12 protein-coding genes are annotated in these 17,187 nt (G+C 63.8%); 10 read left to right on the forward strand and 2 right to left on the reverse strand.

Annotation, left to right across the window (positions count from 1 at the left end; translation table 11 throughout):
* Positions 1–146 precede the first annotated feature (146 nt).
* Both AACX88_RS12905 and AACX88_RS12910 read left to right on the forward strand, forming a co-directional pair.
* On the forward strand, positions 147–1,187 hold the full coding sequence (locus AACX88_RS12905; RefSeq protein ID WP_339393349.1) for a hypothetical protein: 1,041 nt from the start codon (positions 147–149) through the stop codon (positions 1,185–1,187).
* 583 nt (positions 1,188–1,770) lie between these two features.
* Positions 1,771–5,046, forward strand: a complete 3,276-nt coding sequence (locus AACX88_RS12910; protein WP_339393350.1) for a hypothetical protein — start codon at positions 1,771–1,773, stop codon at positions 5,044–5,046.
* A 21-nt stretch (positions 5,047–5,067) separates the two neighbouring features.
* Here AACX88_RS12910 and AACX88_RS12915 read toward each other — a convergent pair whose 3' ends face one another.
* Positions 5,068–6,579: an alanine/glycine:cation symporter family protein gene (locus tag AACX88_RS12915; protein ID WP_339393351.1), complete on the reverse strand. Its 1,512-nt coding sequence runs from the start codon at positions 6,577–6,579 to the stop codon at positions 5,068–5,070.
* Positions 6,580–6,841: 262 nt separating this feature from the next.
* Between AACX88_RS12915 and AACX88_RS12920 the strand changes: the two genes are divergently transcribed.
* The 6 genes from AACX88_RS12920 to AACX88_RS12945 all read left to right on the forward strand — a co-directional run bounded on the left by AACX88_RS12920 (position 6,842) and on the right by AACX88_RS12945 (position 12,654).
* The gene (locus tag AACX88_RS12920; protein WP_339393352.1) at positions 6,842–7,765 is read left to right on the forward strand and encodes a dihydrodipicolinate synthase family protein; all 924 of its coding nucleotides are present in this window, start codon (positions 6,842–6,844) and stop codon (positions 7,763–7,765) included.
* Between the two features lie 76 nt (positions 7,766–7,841).
* Positions 7,842–8,849, forward strand: coding sequence for a proline racemase family protein (locus AACX88_RS12925; RefSeq protein ID WP_339393353.1), 1,008 nt, complete (start codon positions 7,842–7,844; stop codon positions 8,847–8,849).
* 35 nt (positions 8,850–8,884) lie between these two features.
* A complete protein-coding gene (locus AACX88_RS12930) occupies positions 8,885–9,574 on the forward strand; it encodes a GntR family transcriptional regulator (RefSeq protein ID WP_339393354.1) in 690 nt (229 codons plus the stop codon).
* 10 nt (positions 9,575–9,584) lie between these two features.
* The gene (locus AACX88_RS12935) at positions 9,585–10,820 is read left to right on the forward strand and encodes an NAD(P)/FAD-dependent oxidoreductase (RefSeq protein WP_422614445.1); all 1,236 of its coding nucleotides are present in this window, start codon (positions 9,585–9,587) and stop codon (positions 10,818–10,820) included.
* A complete protein-coding gene (locus tag AACX88_RS12940) occupies positions 10,817–11,176 on the forward strand; it encodes a (2Fe-2S)-binding protein (protein WP_339393355.1) in 360 nt (119 codons plus the stop codon). Before AACX88_RS12935 ends, AACX88_RS12940 begins: the two co-directional genes overlap by 4 nt.
* Complete coding sequence (locus tag AACX88_RS12945; protein ID WP_339393356.1) at positions 11,173–12,654, forward strand: FAD-dependent oxidoreductase; 1,482 nt, start codon at positions 11,173–11,175, stop codon at positions 12,652–12,654. Before AACX88_RS12940 ends, AACX88_RS12945 begins: the two co-directional genes overlap by 4 nt.
* Positions 12,655–13,954: 1,300 nt before the next feature.
* Here AACX88_RS12945 and AACX88_RS12950 read toward each other — a convergent pair.
* On the reverse strand, positions 13,955–14,731 hold the full coding sequence (locus tag AACX88_RS12950) for a pyridoxamine 5'-phosphate oxidase family protein (RefSeq protein ID WP_339393357.1): 777 nt from the start codon (positions 14,729–14,731) through the stop codon (positions 13,955–13,957).
* Between the two features lie 244 nt (positions 14,732–14,975).
* Here AACX88_RS12950 and AACX88_RS12955 point away from each other — a divergent pair, with 244 nt between their 5' ends.
* Positions 14,976–15,302, forward strand: coding sequence for a rhodanese-like domain-containing protein (locus AACX88_RS12955; protein ID WP_339393358.1), 327 nt, complete (start codon positions 14,976–14,978; stop codon positions 15,300–15,302).
* 187 nt (positions 15,303–15,489) lie between these two features.
* Positions 15,490–17,133 (forward strand): phosphoglucomutase (alpha-D-glucose-1,6-bisphosphate-dependent), encoded by a 1,644-nt coding sequence (pgm, locus tag AACX88_RS12960; RefSeq protein WP_339393359.1) that lies wholly within the window; start codon positions 15,490–15,492, stop codon positions 17,131–17,133.
* The last annotated feature ends 54 nt before the right edge of the window (positions 17,134–17,187 follow it).

Genomic DNA, 17,187 nt, shown 5'->3' on the forward strand with positions numbered 1-17,187 from the left:
TCCCGTCCGGCTGGGGGGTCATGACGAGAGTCGGTGGACAGATCACGAGAAAGACACCACGCGAGTGGGGCAGTCAGGGCCGGGGTCACACCGGACTCCCGTCCTTAACATTCTCTACGTCAGTGCCTCAAATTACGATGTCAGTCATGGAAGCTGACTACAGCGCCGTTCAAAGTCGACCGCTCCGCAAAGCGATTCTCGAGATTGCAATCTTCAGCTCAGCATCGTTGATTCTAACCGCCGCCCTGCTCGCCACCCCGATAACTCAGGTAGATGATCAGGAGGTCTTGAGTCGTGCTTCCGTCGCTGGTGCCGCTGCTCTTAACCACATTGGCACTGGGTTGACCGCGTACGCTGCGATCTTCTTAGCGTTCTATGGCGTCGTCTTGACCTCGCAGTCCGGGAGGAATCCGCTAGCTCTCCCGACGCAGCGCTTCCTCGGATTCACCGCCGAGCTTCTTACGGGTGCTCTTGTTCCTGCATTCGCAATCATTGGGATCGCCTGTGTAAATGATCCTTCTCTAGCTGGCGCGCTGTTCGTCCTCGTTCCCGTGTTTGCATTTCTCCTCGTAGTCGCGACACTGCTTGGTGCCCTGATCGTCTTCGCCCCGGCGGAGAAGCTCGACTCGTTGAAGCGTTCACTGACAATCACCGGCGAGAACCTCGCTAAACTCCAAGTGAAACGCCGGAAGCACGGCGTCCGCATCGTCGTTTTCAATATTTTCCTGTTCTCTTTGGTTGGTTCGCTCATTACGATCACCAGCAAAGGTTTCGGCCAACCGTGGGAGTGGTACGCCCGCGTCGCTTTTGTTTTCACCGCTCTTACCGCGATTCTCGCCATCGGGTGCGCTCTCGGACTCGTGAGTATCAAGACTGGTTCTGACCGTGTGAATCGGGCCAGCGGCTACTGGGTCATCTGCGCGGTCTACTTAGCCGCCGCTATCATCGTTGTGCTGCTCCTACTTTCAAGCGTTCCCGCGGCAGCAGTTCCCGTCCTCGCGGTGGCAACAGGCGTCACAGTATCATCCTTCTGGCCAAACAGGTGGAGCCGGAGTTTCGGACGCAAGATCAGCATCAGGGAGGGCGCGGATCGCATCGCATTCGCGTCCCTCCTCAATTCCGAGACGCGGATCAAACACCAACGCGACTACCTTGAAGCAACTTCCAGTCGGTCCCAATCGTGTTGACAGCTCAGAGACACGATAGCCCCACCAACACATGGTGCCAGTCCCACCGGATCGCTTTACACGTGCTCAAGAGGAGCAGCGCAGCTCACACCCGGTGCAATGATCATGTCTGGCATCTGCGGCCGGACCCTGCCCAGCCGTACCTACTCAAACATCACCGTCGGCTAAGCACGCTCGAAGAAGTAGCTTTTTCGTTACAGTCCAAAGCCACTCATCACCTTTCGACGAGCGAATATGGGTTTCACTCCGGCAATCGCTATGGAAGCTTGATCTAGTTTTACGGGAGCGGAAGTCAATGGTAGGGCCCGAAGAATACATGGACGACAGGCAGCAGAGAATCCTGGCCTCGTTGCAGATGAAGCGCCCAGAGCTGGCCGATCTATATCGAACAGCACTGATGTTGCTAAGCGGACACCTTCGAGTTCCGGGCGCGCGTACGCGCGTCGCTTTCATCGGTCATTGCATGAGGGAAGTTATGAATCGGGTGCTTGCTTCGATGGGTCAACCGCCTGCTCCCAAGAGCAAGCCATCCTCGGGCGACCTAATCAAAGACCTTCCAGATCTACTCGCTAGGCACCCAGAGATGGAACTGGACCGTGAAGGTGGTCCGGTTCCCGTACCTCAAGAAGTGGCCGATGCCATGGCCAAACTGTTCAAGGCCGCGATCAGCGAGAAACGTCGCATCAGGGACGACGTGGCTTCGCTGATCACGGACGACGACAATGCGAGCAACGTTGCGGTCTCACACTGGATGGAGTCTCGTCGTTACTTCGTGAAGTGGGCTCACCTGCACGAGCAAGATGTCTCCGACAACGAACTGCCCACCAACGACGAGATACGGGAACACCTCGGCGTCTTTGAGGAGCTCATCGACGGAGTTATTACGGCGTTCTTCGCTACCCGTCATTCCATCGACGACCTGCTCGCCGAGATCAACGCGGTGAAGACAGAAACAGGCGGCTGCTATTCGGTTCCCACTCCCGATCGCGTGCGCGCGGCGTTGCTTAAGATCCCGACATACCAGCTTCGGAGAGTGTTCTACGAAGGCCTCGAGAACCCATTTTGGGTTCGCCCACTCTCGGACCAGCAAGCGTTTGCGCACCCGCCGGATCTGCAACACATGAGCCCCGAACGCTACATGAGCCCCGAACGCTTGCGAGATGCGTACTGGCCCGAACTGTCTTACCTGACTCGGATCGCCCCACAAGCGCCAGACGACGTTGTAGATGTGGTGCTTGGACTGCAAGAGAGCAACAACGTCTGGGTTCGCCGTGCCGTTATAGAAATCGGTTCTCAGATTCCTGCCAAATCAAGCGTTCGCCTAGAGCCTCTTCTGCGGACATGGGCACAATCTGGATTCGGGTGGAGAACTGAGCCTCGGTCGCTCGTGTCGTTTGCTGTAAATTTGCTCAAAAACGGTCAACCGCAACTTGGTCGTTGGCTAGCGAATAAATTGTTCGAGCCTCAACCAGATAACGACCCCGAGAACTTTCATAATCCGGTACTGCTCCCGGAGGAGTACTGGTTTGAAGAAGAATTGCCTCGGATGGTTCTCGCTCTTCACGAGACAGCGCTCAGAGCTCTCGCTGGATGGCTGACAGCATTTGTCAAGTCGTCCGAACACTCTTCGAATGATCAGGACTCCAGTGCAATGATCCGGTCTTCGATTGCCGAGCGCGACGACTATTCGGACGGCCAGGAGGACGCACTAATCGATGCCGTCCGTGATCTTGCGCTTGCGACCGTTCGCAGCGAGCCTGAAGAAACCATCGGTGTTTTGCTAAGTACTAACGTTAAGTTGTTGAGGAAGATCGCCATGTTTGTGTTAGCAGAGGCGATTCGTCAAGAGCTCGATGCCGGTGGGGATGCCAAGGCGATTTTGAACGTAACGCGGCGGTTGATGGACGATCAAGAGTCATACGACGAGTGTCTACGGGTGGAGTACGCGCGACTCGCGCAAGCTGCGGTTCGTGCCGATGCGTCTTCGACTTCAGTGGTGACACCGTTCCTCACACGGGCATTCGAGGCTGACATTGCCTGGATGAGTGAGCACCTACCGCGTCCGAAGGGTTGCACTGATCAGCAGTGGAACAACAACATTCAGGCTACGGCTCAGCGAACCCGTCACCGATGGCTCTCTGCAATTGGTCACGAGGCGCTGCCAGCAGACCTGCGCGAAGATCTCGCGAAACTCGACCACGCTAGCGGCGCGATCCACGACCCCCTTGAACCGGTAGGTCGGATCACAAGTTGGACCGGACCGAACCCACATACGCATCACGATGAAATGGCAACGTTGGCTCCTGCGGAACTCGTCGCTCACCTTGCCAATTGGCACGATGAAGGAGACGGATGGGGACCTGAGCCAACTCATGAGGGTCAAGGCAGGGAGCTTTCAAGTCTTCTCACGACCCATCCGCTTGCACTCAAGGGCGTGCCCCAGCTGGGGAAGCAACTGAGACCTACATACTTGCGCGCGATCTTGCGCGGGTGGCAGGCCGCAACCAAAGCCGACATCGAACTCGACTGGCCACAAGTTGTCGAACTGGCAGAGTACGTGTTGAGTCACCCGCTTGCCTCAGCGTTTCCCGTTGAAGGCGGCGACATGGATGATGATAAGGACTTTGGGGGCGCGAAAGGTGCCGCGATTGGCCTGATAGAGGAAATTCTTAATAGGCGAGGAACACTTGTCGCCCCGGTTGCATACCGCGAAATACTTGCGCAGATTCTGATTGATCAGTCGGATGACGAAAATGCCTGGCAGGACTACGCTTCGTTCAGGCGCGAAGACTCAGGATGGGACCCGTTCACCATGTCCCTGAATTGGCGGTGGCCAAGTACAGTTCGAGCGTTAATCGTCACCGCCACCAGATCCGAGAATGCTCACAGCCGAGACCAAGCCCTTAAAGCCATCGAACGGGAATTATTGCGATCAGACGTACACGGTGCTGGTAGAGCAGTGTTGGGCGCAGGCTTTGGATCGCTTCTCAATGCAGCCCCGAATTGGATCAAGACTCATCTGGATGACCTGGTCGGCACTCGAGACGGCATTTCCGTGGAGCAGCAGATCACCCTGACGACAGCCTTGGCGATTCACTATTACAACGGTTCGATGTACGACCTGCTAACTCCAGCGATGCTTGCAGCGATTGACGTCGGTGATTCGCTTGCGGCTGGATGGAAAACCACAACTGACCCGTTAACGAGGATCGGCGAATGGGTCATAGACGCGTTTGTTTACGGGCATATCGACGAAACCGACCCCGTATTTGAATCATTTTTCAGCAAAACGAATCCCGCTGTTCGCGGTGCCGCACTGACTATAATCGCCCGTAAATTCCACGGCTCAACGACGGTTGACGAAACGATTTGCGATCGCTTCATAACCCTCTGGGACGAACGGACAGCCCTCACGCGGAAGCACCCCGAAAGCATTAAGGAGCTCGAAGGCATTTTTTGGCTGGCGAAGAGCAGTTCGTTCTCGTCAGAGTGGTGGCTACCGCATTTGCATTACGTAATCGAGGTTGAACCTAGCATTACGACCAAGAGCTGCAGGATCGGAAAGGAGCTGGCGCAGGCGTCGACAACAAATCCATCAGCTGCGCTGGCCGTCCTAAAACTATTGCTCAGCGCACACAGCGAAGACGGCCAATCCTTGTTTGACCTGAATAGCTATGCAGTGCCTGTGGTGATTGCTAACGCGATGTCGACGTCAGACAAGGCGCTTGCAGCTCAGGCTGATGCTTACATGAATGAGCTCGGCGCCCAAGGGAATCTCGACCTCGAAGATCGAGTTCAGGCGGTACTCGAGGATGCCGTGGATCTGGGCGGAACTGACGAGTATGGCCTGCCCAGCTGACCGAATAAGCTCAATTGAGCATCAAAAGCGCGCGTCCGCCCCGCTCCCCTGCAGCCGCGCATTGTTCGCCTGGGCCACGGCGACGGCGGCGGGCGGGTTCTCGCCTGTCCACGCGTCGGCGCCGCGGATGCCGAGCTTGACCGGGTCGAACACGGGATCGAGGCCCATCCGCTTCTGCGCCGTGTAGTCGCGCAGCACCTTCGCCACCAGCGGGGCGAGGAAGACGAGGCAGACCATGTTGATCCACCCCAACGACCCGTAGCCGATGTCGCCGATGCCCCAGATGAGGTCCGCGGGCAGGATCGCGGAGAGGAACGCGATGACGACCATGAGCCCCTGGATGATGCGGGTGATCACGGCCAGTGCGGTTCCCTTGAAGAGGTACGCCGCCGCCGAGGTGGAGATGTAGTTGAACGCGATGAGCGTCGTGAACGCGAAGAGGAAGAGGGAGAGTGCCACGAAGACCGACCCGAAGCCGGGGAAGACCGAGTCGAGGGCGATCTGGGTGTTCTCAGTGCCGGGCTCGAGGCCGGGGAGGTTCTCCACGAGGGTCCGTCCCGCCTCGGTGACGACGTTGTAGCTGTCGGTCATGAGGATCATGATCCCCGTCGCCGAGCACACCAGCACCGTGTCGACATAGATCGAGAACGCCTGGACGATGCCCTGCTTGGCCGGGTGGGACACCGATGCCGCCGCCGAGGCGTAGCTGCCCTCACCGACACCGGCGACGTTGGAGAACACGGCCCGCCGCACACCCCAGGCGACGGCCGCACCGACGATACCGCCGAAGACCTCGTTGACGCCGAACGCCGAGGAGAAGACGAGCGCGATGACCGCGGGCACCTTGTCGAGGTTGACGCAGATGACGACGATCGCGAGGAGGATGTAGCCGGCGGCCATGAACGGCACGGCCTTGTCCGCGACGGCCGTGATCCGCTTCGTCCCGCCGATGACGATGATCCCGAAGACGACGGCGACGATGAGGCCGGTCACCCATTCGGGCGCCCCGAAGGCGACGTTCGCGCTGTTGGCGATGTTGAAGCTCTGCACACCCGGGGCGAGCACGGCGTAGAGGATCACCGTGGCGCCGGCCGCGATGACGGCCAACCACTTCTGCCCCAGCCCGCGTTCGATGTAGTAGGGGATGCCGCCGCGGAACTCACCGTCAACCCGGCGTTTGAACACCTGGGCCAGCGTCGACTCGGCGAAGGCCGTGGCTCCGCCGAGGATGCCCATGACGATCATCCAGAACAGCGCTCCGGGACCGGCGACGGCGATCGCGGTGGCCACACCGGCGATGTTGCCGACGCCGACTCGGCTCGAGAGCGTCAGGGCGAGCGCCTGGAAGCTCGAGATCCCGCCTTCCTCATCACCCGCGGACTCCTTGAGGATCGAGACGAGGTCGGGAAGCCGGCGGATCTGCACGGCCCCGGTCCACACGGTGTAGAGCAGACCGAGGCCCAAGGCCATATAGGCCATGGGATTCCAGATGCCGGTGTTGATGGTGCCGATGATCTCAAGCAGGTCGTCCATGCGTCGACTCCTTTGTGACTGGGACTGCTGACTGGGACAGGTGACTGGGACTGCTGATAGGGACTGTGATGGGGAATGGTGGTTGGGGCCGGGGTGAGGGCCCCGCCGGGTGCTGGATCGGCACCCGGCGAGGCACCTGCGATCGGCTGGGGATGGTCCGGGCATTTCAGGGAGTGACACACGCCACTTTCCGTGTGTACCATTGCACAGTAACATGTCACACAGCATCGAGGAAGATGCGGACCGATCGAAAGGGACACTCATGTCGACCACCCCCTGGCACGGAGTCATCGTCGCCACCGCCCTGCCATTCACCGACGACTACTCCGTCGACTACGACGCCTTCGCCGACCACGTCGCCTGGCTGGCCGCCCACGGCTGCGACGGTGTCGCCCCCAACGGCTCGCTCGGCGAATACCAGACGCTCTCCGACGACGAACGTGCCCGCGTCATCTCCACCGCCGTTCAGGCCAGCCCAGCCGGCTTCCACGTCATGGCCGGCACCGGCGCATACGGTGCCCTCCAGTCGGTGCGCTGGGCGGAGCAGGCCGCCGAGGCGGGGGCCACCTCGGTGATGCAGCTGCCCCCGAACACCTACCGAGCCGACGCCGCCATCGTCAAGGACCACTACGCGAGGGTCGCCGCCGTCGGCCTGCCCGTCGTCGCCTACAACAACCCCATCGACACGAAGGTCGACCTCGTCCCCGAACTCATCGCCGAGATCCATGCCGCCGGCCACGTCGTCGGTGTCAAGGAGTTCTCCGGCGACCCCCGCCGCATCTACGAGATCAAGGAACTCGCCCCCGACCTCGACATCCTCATCGGCACCGACGACACGGTCCTCGAAGTCGGGCTCGCCGGCGCCGTCGGCTGGGTCTCCGGCTACCCGAACGCGATCCCGCGGGCGTGCATCGAACTCTTCGAACTGTGCACCTCCATTGACGTCGCCGACCTCGTCCGCGCCCAGGAGATCTACCGCGACCTCCACTCGCTGCTGCGCTGGGACTCGAAGACCGAGTTCGTCCAGGCGATCAAGCTCTCGATGGACGTCCTCGGCCTGCGCGGCGGCATCTGCCGTCCCCCGCGCCTGCCATTGGCTCAGCCGCTCGTCGACCGCATCGTCGCCGACACGCAGGCCGCCGCCGCAAAGGGCTACGCGACCGAGACCCAGCCCGTCGCCGTCTGAGGATTCCGCTGGCTATCATTCGAGGACCACGTCCCGGTGCCTGTCACCGGTTCCCGGCGCTCACCGAGGAGGCCCCTTGCGCACGTCCCGCGTCTTCCACGCCGTCGACTCGCACACCGAGGGCATGCCCACCCGCGTCATCACCGGCGGGGTGGGCGTGCTGCCGGGGTCGACCATGGCCGAACGCCGCACCTGGTTCATGGCCCACCGCGACGACCTGCGCACCCTGCTCATGACCGAACCCCGCGGCCACTCCTCGATGTCCGGGGCCATCCTCCAACCACCCACCCGCGACGACGCCGACTGGGGCGTGCTCTACATCGAGGTCTCCGGATGCCTGCCGATGTGCGGGCACGGCACGATCGGGGTCGCCACCGTGCTCGTCGAGACCGGCATGGTCGAGGTGAGCGAACCGATCACGACCGTGCGCCTCGACACCCCGGCCGGGCTCGTGACCGCCGAGGTGGCCGTCACCGACGGTCATGCCGAATCCGTGACGATCACGAATGTGCCCTCCTTCGTCGACCGCCCCGGCGCCGAGGTGGACGTCCCCGAGCTGGGCACTGTTACCTTTGATCTTGCGTTCGGTGGGAACTTCTACGCGATGGTCGACACCGGCGACCTCGGCATCGAGTTCCGGGAGGACCGGTCCAACAAGGACGACCTCCTGGCCGCGGGCCTGGCGATCATGGACGCGATCAATGCGACCGACCCTCCGGTCCACCCCGAACGCCCCGACATCAGCGGCTGCCACCACGTCTACCTCGCCGCCCCTGGCTCGGACGCCCAGCGCTCCCGGCATGCGATGGCGATCCATCCCGGCTGGTTCGACCGATCCCCGTGCGGGACGGGCACGAGCGCACGGATGGCGCAGCTGCACGCCCGCGGCGAACTGCCCCTGGACACCGACTTCGTCAACGAGTCCTATATCGGCTCCCGCTTCGTCGGCCGGCTGATCGCGGAGACCACGGTGGCCGGCCGACCCGCGGTCATCCCCACCGTGACGGGACGGGCCTGGGTGACGGGCACCGCACAGTATTTCCTCGATCCGACCGACCCGTTCCCGGCAGGCTTCCTCCTGTGAGTATCGTGTCAAGCAGTCGACGAAAGGACGCCTCGGTGCCGGACCTCCCCCGCCTCGATCGCCCGCAGAACCTCCGCGAGACCGTGCTCACCCGCCTGCGCACGGCGATCATCACCGGCGACCTCGCCGAAGGCCAGCTCGTCTCCGCTCCCGTCCTCGGCCAGCAGCTCGGCGTCTCCGCAACCCCGGTGCGCGAGGCGATGATGGACCTCTCCCGCGAAGGCCTCGTCGAGACCGTGAAGAACAAGGGCTTCCGGGTGACGACGATGACGGAGAAGGACCTCGACGACCTCGCCGCGATCCGCCTCCTGATCGAACCGCCCGTCATGCACGATGTCGCCGCCGCCATCACCGAGGAGGCCTGCGAGGAACTCACCCGCCTCGCCGATGCGTGCGCCAGAGGTGCCGCCGAGGAGGACCTCACCGAATACCTCACCCAGGACCGCGCTTTCCACGCCCGGGTCCTCTCCTTCGCCGACAATCCACAGCTGACCGAACTCGCCACCTCGCTGCGGCTGCGCACCCGCCTCTACGGGATCGCCGCCCTGGCCCGGGAGGGCAGGCTCGTCGCCTCGGCGCAGGAGCACCACGAACTCATCCGGCTGCTGCGCGAACGCGACGGGGCCGGCGCCGAGGCGCTCCTGCGCGCCCACATCGGCCATGCCCGCTCGATCTGGGCGACCGGTGAGGACGACGCGGCAGCGGCCCGGGCGGGTGACGGATGAGGCGGCTGGCATGATGCGTGCGGACGGGACCAGCGACGTTCTCGTCATCGGCGCCGGCATCGTCGGCTGCGCCGTCGCCTACTTCGCGAGCCTCGCGGGCCTGCGGGTCACGGTCGTCGACCGCGGGCTCCCGGCCTCGGGCACCTCGTCGCGCTGCGAGGGCAACCTCCTCGTCTCCGACAAGGAACTCGGCCCCGAACTCACCCTCACCCAGTACTCGCTGGGATTGTGGACGGGTGAACTCGCCGAGTTCTCGGGCCTCTGGGAGTTCGAAGCCAAGGGCGGCATCATCGTCGCCTCCCGGGAGACGAGCCTGAACTCCCTCGACCGGGTCACCACCGCCCAACGCGACTTCGGGGTCGAGGCGATTCCGCTCGATCCCGCTCAGCTGCGCGAGGCCGAACCCCACATCACTCCGGCAGCACTCGGCGCCGCGTTCTACCCCGACGACGCCCAGGTCCAGCCGATGCTCGCCGCCTCCCATCTCCTCGCCCTCGCCTCAAACCACGGGGCCAGGGTCGTCACCGGCGCCCCGGTCACCGACCTGCTCCGCTCCGGTGACCGGGTGACCGGGGTGCGGACTCCGGTCGGGGACTTCTCCGCCGCCCATGTCGTCAATGCGGCGGGCACGTGGGCGAGTGAGATCGCCGCCCTGGCCGGGGTCGACCTCGCCGTGCTGCCTCGGCGCGGCTTCGTCCTCGTCACCGAACCCCTGCCGCCGATGATCGGACACAAGGTCTACGCCGCGGAGTACATCGACAACGTCGGCAGCTCGGCCGACGGCCTGCAGTCGAGCCCCGTCGTCGAGGGCACCCCGGGTGGGACGATCCTCATCGGCTCGAGCAGGGAGCGCGTCGGCTTCGATGGGCGAGTGAGCACCGAGGCGCTCGGGGCGATCGCGCGCAACGCCGCAGCACTCTTCCCGTTCCTCACAAACACGCGCATCCTCCGGTACTATCACGGGTTCCGCCCGTACTGCATCGACCATCTGCCCGTCATCGGCCCCGACCCAAGGGCGCCTGGGCTCTGGCACGCGTGCGGGCACGAAGGCGCGGGCATCGGCCTGTCGGTCGGGACAGGGAAGCTGCTCGCCCAGGCGATGAGCGGCGCCGAGACCGATCTCGACCTCGCACCCTTCGCCCCGGAGAGGTTCGAGAACTTCGGCGGGGTCGAGCAGTTAGACGGGGTCGAGAGTAACAGCGGGTTCGAGTGGGTCGACGGTTCGGCGAAGGAGGAGTCGGCATGAGCGATGAGGTGACCGCGTCCTTCGACGGCTCGCCGATCAGCGCCCCGGCGGGAGCGAGTGTCGCCGCGGCCCTGCTCGCCTCGGGGCGCACGGGCTGGCGGACGACCCGGTCGGGCCGACCGCGCGGGCTCTTCTGCGGCATCGGCGTGTGCTTCGACTGCCTCGTCGACATCGACGGCGAATCCGGACACCGCGCCTGCATGATCCCGCTCGCCGAGGGCATGGATATCCGCAGCGCAGGCAGCCGAGCTCCCGGAGAGCGGCGGGAGGGCGGAGAACATCCGGCAGCCGAAGCTTCTCCAGCGAGCAACGCTGGCGGCGGGACTATCCCTGAAGAAGGCAGGAACGACCGATGAGCGTCGACATCGCGATCATCGGCGCCGGACCCGCGGGCCTGGCGGCTGCGAATGCCGCAGCGGCAGGCGGGGCGAGGAGCATCGTCGTCTTCGACTCTGCCGTCCAACCCGGAGGTCAGTTCTGGCGGCACCGGACCGAAGCCTCGGCGAGCGACGACGGCCGACTCCACCACGGGTGGGGTGACTATCTGGCGCTGCGGGCGGCATTCGATGCGAGCATCGCCACGGGGGTCATCGACTTCCGGCCTTCGACCTCGGTGTGGATGGTCACGGCCGACACCGGCGGGTTCGTCCTCCGCCTCGCGCCCAGCCACGGCCCCGGACGCAGCCTCGACCCGGTCGTGCGAGCCACTCGGCTCATCATCGCCACCGGCGGCTACGACCGGCAGATCCCGATCCCCGGCTGGGACCTGCCCGGGGTCATGGCCGCGGGCGGCGTCCAAGGATTCGCGAAGCAGAACGGCCTGCTGCCCGGCAGGCGCTTCGTCATCGCCGGCACCGGCCCGTTCCTCCTCCCCGTCGCCGACACCGTCGTCCGGCTCGGCGGTGAGGTCGCCGCCGTCCTCGAATCGTCCCGCCTCACCGGGTGGCTTCCCCACGTGAGGTCGGCCGTCGGGGTGCCGGAGAAGGCGGTCGAAGGTGCCAGCTACGCGTGGACGTTCCTCCGCGAGCGCATCCCGTATCGGACTCAGACCGTGGTCACGGAGATCCTCGGCGAGGTCCGGGTCGAGGCCGTGCGCACGGCACGGATCGACCGCCTCGGCGAGGTGGTGCCCGGCACCGAACGGATCCTCGACGGCATCGACGCGGTCGGACTCGGGTGGGGGTTCACCCCGCAGCTCGAGTTGCCGGTCGCGCTCGGGGCGAGCACACGCGTCGACGTCGACGGGTCGCTCGTCGCCGTCGTCGATGGGGCCCAGCGGTCATCGGTGCCCGGACTCCTCCTCGCCGGCGAGGTCACCGGGGTCGGCGGTGCCGTCCTCGCGGTCGCCGAAGGTCGTACGGCCGGAGCTATCGCCGCCGCCGAGGTGACTGGTCGTCCGCGACCGACCCTGCGGTCCGAACGGTCGACGATCGCGCGCCACCGGGCGTTCGCCGCATCGATGCACATGGCCCATCCGGTGCCTGCTGGGTGGCAGGGCCGCCTCGGGGAGGAGACGATCGTATGCCGGTGCGAAGAGGTGTCGGCGGGGGAGATCGTCCGGGCGCGCGACGAGTTGGCTGCCGCCGATGCCAGGGCGCAGAAGAACATGACGCAGGCGGGCATGGGCTGGTGTCAGGGACGCGAGTGCGGGTTCGCGGTGACGTGCCTTTCGGGTCGAAGAGTCTCCGGCGATGCTGCACCCGATGCCAACCGTTCGGGGGACGCCGACAATGCGATCGCCGCCGCACCCGAGGCGACTACGACCTCACTGGCGCAGACGATGAAGCGGCCGGTCGCGCAACCGGTGCCGCTGTCGACATTCTTCGACCTGTGAGTTGGTCTCATCTTGTTTCTCGCTCACATTGCTCCTGTTTAAGAACACCCGATTCGAACGCAGGTATTGTACGTTTCAGAACTTTGCACTAAGAGCGTAACCCAAAATCAAGAGCGAGCCAGCTACGCGCAATACCGCCCTAAAATAGATCTTACTTTAACGATCAAGAATTATCTATTTGAAATGAATTTCCTCTCACCTCTCGAACTCCCTCATAGAAACGAAAAATACAATGTCGACTGGCATTTCGCCGCGTCATTTACTTACATTGGGCGGAAATTATGACGTCCTACATTTGCCATCCGGGCCCCAATCTCTCCATTCACTTTCGGTGGGTTCATACTGGATCTGCGGAATTGATGCCAGGTCCTCTTCGACAGTCCTTTGGCTAGCCTCAAACACATGCCATGATTCACCGCTATATGGAGGGTCATCCGAATACAAATCCCCGACGCCTCGAAACGAAGCCGCAAAATTGAACTTGCCATTAATCATTCGGGGAGAAAATTTTCTTGGCCACCATTTCGCGAGTCTAGGGAACCTACTATAAGCGCCCCACGCAATGCGAACTAAGGGGTGGAATCCAGACGTAAGCCTTCCCGTCGAGGTACGATGCCACACTTTCCCGCTACTATCCACGTATGTCATTTCAACAACGCTGGATCTTCTCAATGAGATAAAATCGTGCTCGTCAGTATCTCCAACTAAACAGTACATCACACTGTTTGGTGGCACCCAATCTGCGAACGCCCGAAATGTTCGACCATCTGCTAATTGAAGTAGCGCAATCACTGAAACAAATGGTTCGTTTAAAACATTGTCAATTCGTAAGACCAACTGAGCGTCGGACCAGGGACCGGGTTCATCCGGTTGAAAGTCATCTGGAATCGTTTTAGCTTGTTCATAGTATTGTCCAGAAAGTCCGGACCCAGATCGTCGGGCGGTCTGGCGCCGTGTAAGGGCAATCTGCGTCCCAGCGAAGCCTGCAGAGGCTACCGCGGCCAACGTCGCCCATGGCCAATCCCCAAGGTAGGAAAACACAGTCGACAAGCTCTCTGAAACACTAAAAGTCATTCTCAAATAGTGTCATGAACGCACAACAAAAGCGATGCGCTTCGCGTACCGGAAAGTAGTATCAGCCGTCGCGGATCCGATTCTCGAGCGGCCGGTCGCCCAGCCGGTGCCGCTGTCGACGTTCTTCGACCTGTGAAGACGAAGACCGTTCTCGGTCAAGCCGGAGAGCACTTTTGGACCCGAGGAACGATCGAAAAGTGCTCTCCGGCTTGAACGAGGGGCTGCCTCAGAGTTCGGTCGTCTGGCTGCTACCCTCGGCGCGCTGACCGGTGACCTTCGCCTTGATCATCTGCGCGATGCCGGCGACCTTGCCGCCCTTGAGGCCCCAGTGCTGGGCGGAGTCGCCGACGACCCGGATGAGACCGAGGTTGGGGTCCTCCTTGCCGCCGTCGAACCAGGCGGCCGCCTCGTCGTTCCACAGGTAGTCGACCTTGGCCTGGCTGTCAACGAACTCGACCATCCCGGCCACCGAGAGCCAGTTGCCCGCCTCGGAGACGGCGATGTTCACGTGCGGGTTCTGCCGCAGGGCGCTCGCCTGGTCGCCGTCGAGGCCGATGAAGAACCACACGTCGGCATCGTCGGTGACCTGCTGGGGCACCATCGGGTGGGCCAGCAACTTGCCGTCGGACAGGGCGGTGGTGAGCATGACGTACCTGCTGTCGCGCAGGATCCGCACGACGTCCTTCTGGTCGAGGCCCTCGGTGGGCTGCTCGCGGCGATGCCGCCGGTCGGTGGGTTCGCGCTGCGGGGGCGCGGCCGCGTAGCCGACGGTCGCGGATTCGTCGATCGCGGTGTGCGAGCCGTCGGGGTTGCGGTAGAGGGTGAAGCCCTCGGCGGTCGCCGTGGTCTGAGCGCGGGATTCGACGTCGGCCTCGGTGTAGCCGGTCTTCGCTCCCTGCTCGATGTCGGAGGTGCCGGCGATCTTCTCGGCGGCACGGTCGAGGCCGGCCGCAACGTCGCGGGCCTTCTCCTCGCCGGTGGACTCATTCGTATTGCGGCTCATGGTGCTCCCCTTCGCAGACGGGTTCCGGTGACCTGCGCCGGAGTGCGGACGAGTCGCACCGCGGCGGTGCCGTCATTCTCACACGCGAACGCAGAAAAGAACAGTGTCCTTGTTTCAACTGGTGGCCGGGCACAGGTCGGGACTGAGCGTCGACGCGGCGGCAGTGGCCGGCTCCCGGGACGACCGCCTCGGCGAGGGGATGGGGCCGATGCGAGCGTCAGGGCACGGTCTTAGACTGGGAGGCATGAGCGAACCATCTGTCACCGTGACCGAGATCCCCGACGGCGCCGCGATCATCGACGTGCGCGAGGACGACGAATGGGAGGCCGGGCACATCGAGGGCGCGATCCATGTTCCCCTCGGCGAACTGCCCGAACGCCTCGACGATCTGCCGCTCGACGACGACATGTACATCATCTGCCGCACCGGCGGTCGCTCGCTGCGCGCGACGGCATGGCTGAACTTGAACGGGTTCGACGCGTTCAACGTCGAAGGCGGCATGGGGTCGTGGAACATCGACAACGGCAAGCCCATCGTCTCGGAGACCGGACAGGAACCCTGGGTCAAGTAGACCTGAGCCCGCGTCTCTGCACACGACCGGGACCGACCCTGCTTACGACCGGGGCCGACCCCTCCACCCTGGATGCCCGCTGACCACCTCCTGAGTCCTTTCGTCCGAGGTGGGCCCCTGCGTCCACGATGCAAGAACTCGGGTGCGCTGACTGTGACCGGCCAGCAGTGTTTGGCAAGGTAGGCATATGACTACTCGCGCCGGCCAGCTGGCCCAGGACAGGGACCTCATCGATGTCCCCGCACTCCTCGACTCCTACTACGATCTCGTCCCCGACCCCTCGGTCCCGGGCCAGGCCGTGAGCTTCGGAACCTCGGGACACCGCGGGTCGAGCTTCCACCGGGCGTTCAACGAAGCCCACATCGCCGCGATCACCGCGGCCATCGTCGACTACCGCAAGGACCACGGAGTGCGCGGGCCGATCTTCCTCGGCCGTGACACCCACGCCCTGAGCGAACCGGCGTTCCTCACCGCTCTCGAGGTCCTCGCTGCAGCCGGCGTCCCCGCGCTCATCGACGAACGCGACGGCTACACCCCGACCCCGGCGGTCTCCCACGCGATCCTCGGCTTCAACGCCGGGAAGTCGGTCACCGACGCGCAGGCCGACGGCATCATCATCACCCCCAGCCACAACCCTCCGGCCGACGGCGGCATCAAATACAACCCGCCCCACGGAGGCCCCGCCGGCACCGAGGCGACGAAGTGGATCGCCGACCGCGCCAACGCCTACCTCGAAGCGGGTTGGGAGAAGATCCCGCGCACGAGCTTCCAGCGGGCCTTCCACCTCGAGAACACCGAGAACTTCGACTTCATCTCCAACTACGTCGGCGACCTCTCCTCGGTCATCGACATGGACCTCATCCGCGACTCGGGACTGAAAATCGGCGCGGATCCGCTCGGCGGCGCGAGCGTCGACTACTGGGCGGCGATCGCCGAGGACTTCGACCTCAACCTCACCGTCGTCCACCCCGAGCTCGACCCCACCTGGTCGTTCATGACCCTGGACTGGGACGAGAACATCCGCATGGACTGCTCCTCGCCGTTCGCGATGGCCGGCCTCATCGCCTCCCGCGCCGACTACGACATCGCCACCGGCAACGACGCCGACGCCGACCGGCACGGCATCGTCACCCCCGATGCGGGCCTGATGAACCCCAACCACTACCTCGCCGCCGCGATCGACTACCTCATCGAGAACCGCCCCGACTGGCCAAGCACTGCCGCGATCGGCAAGACCCTGGTCACCTCCTCGATCGTCGACCGCGTCGTCGCCGCCCACGGCCGCAGCCTTTTCGAGGTCCCCGTCGGCTTCAAATGGTTCGTCCCCGGCCTCCTCGACTCCACGCTCGCCTTCGGCGGTGAGGAATCCGCCGGTGCCTCCTTCCTCCGCCGAGGCGGCAAGGTGTGGTCGACGGACAAGGACGGCATCATCCTCGCCCTCCTCGCCTCGGAGATGACGGCGAAGACCGGGCAGACTCCCTCGCAGCGCTATGCGAAGCTTGCCGAGAAGTTCGGCACGAGCGCCTACGCTCGCCAGGACGCCCCGGCCAACCGCGAGCAGAAGGCCCGCCTCGGTGCCCTCGAACCCTCGCAGGTCACCGCGTCGACGATCGGCGGGGAGGACGTCACCTCGGTGCTCACCACGGCACCCGGCAACGACGCTCCGATCGGCGGGCTCAAGGTGACCACGGACAACGCATGGTTCGCCGTGCGACCGTCGGGCACCGAGGACGTCTACAAGATCTACGCCGAGTCCCTGCGCGACGAGGACCACCTCCGTGCCGTCCAGAACGATGCCCGGATCCTCGTCGACGGGGTGCTCGGGAAGTAGAGCCCGAGCACCGCGAGGCGGCGGCGAGCGCAGGGGTGCACGTAGTGCGGACCG

This window comes from Brevibacterium metallidurans (assembly GCF_037101285.1).
GTDB lineage: Bacteria > Actinomycetota > Actinomycetes > Actinomycetales > Brevibacteriaceae > Brevibacterium > Brevibacterium metallidurans.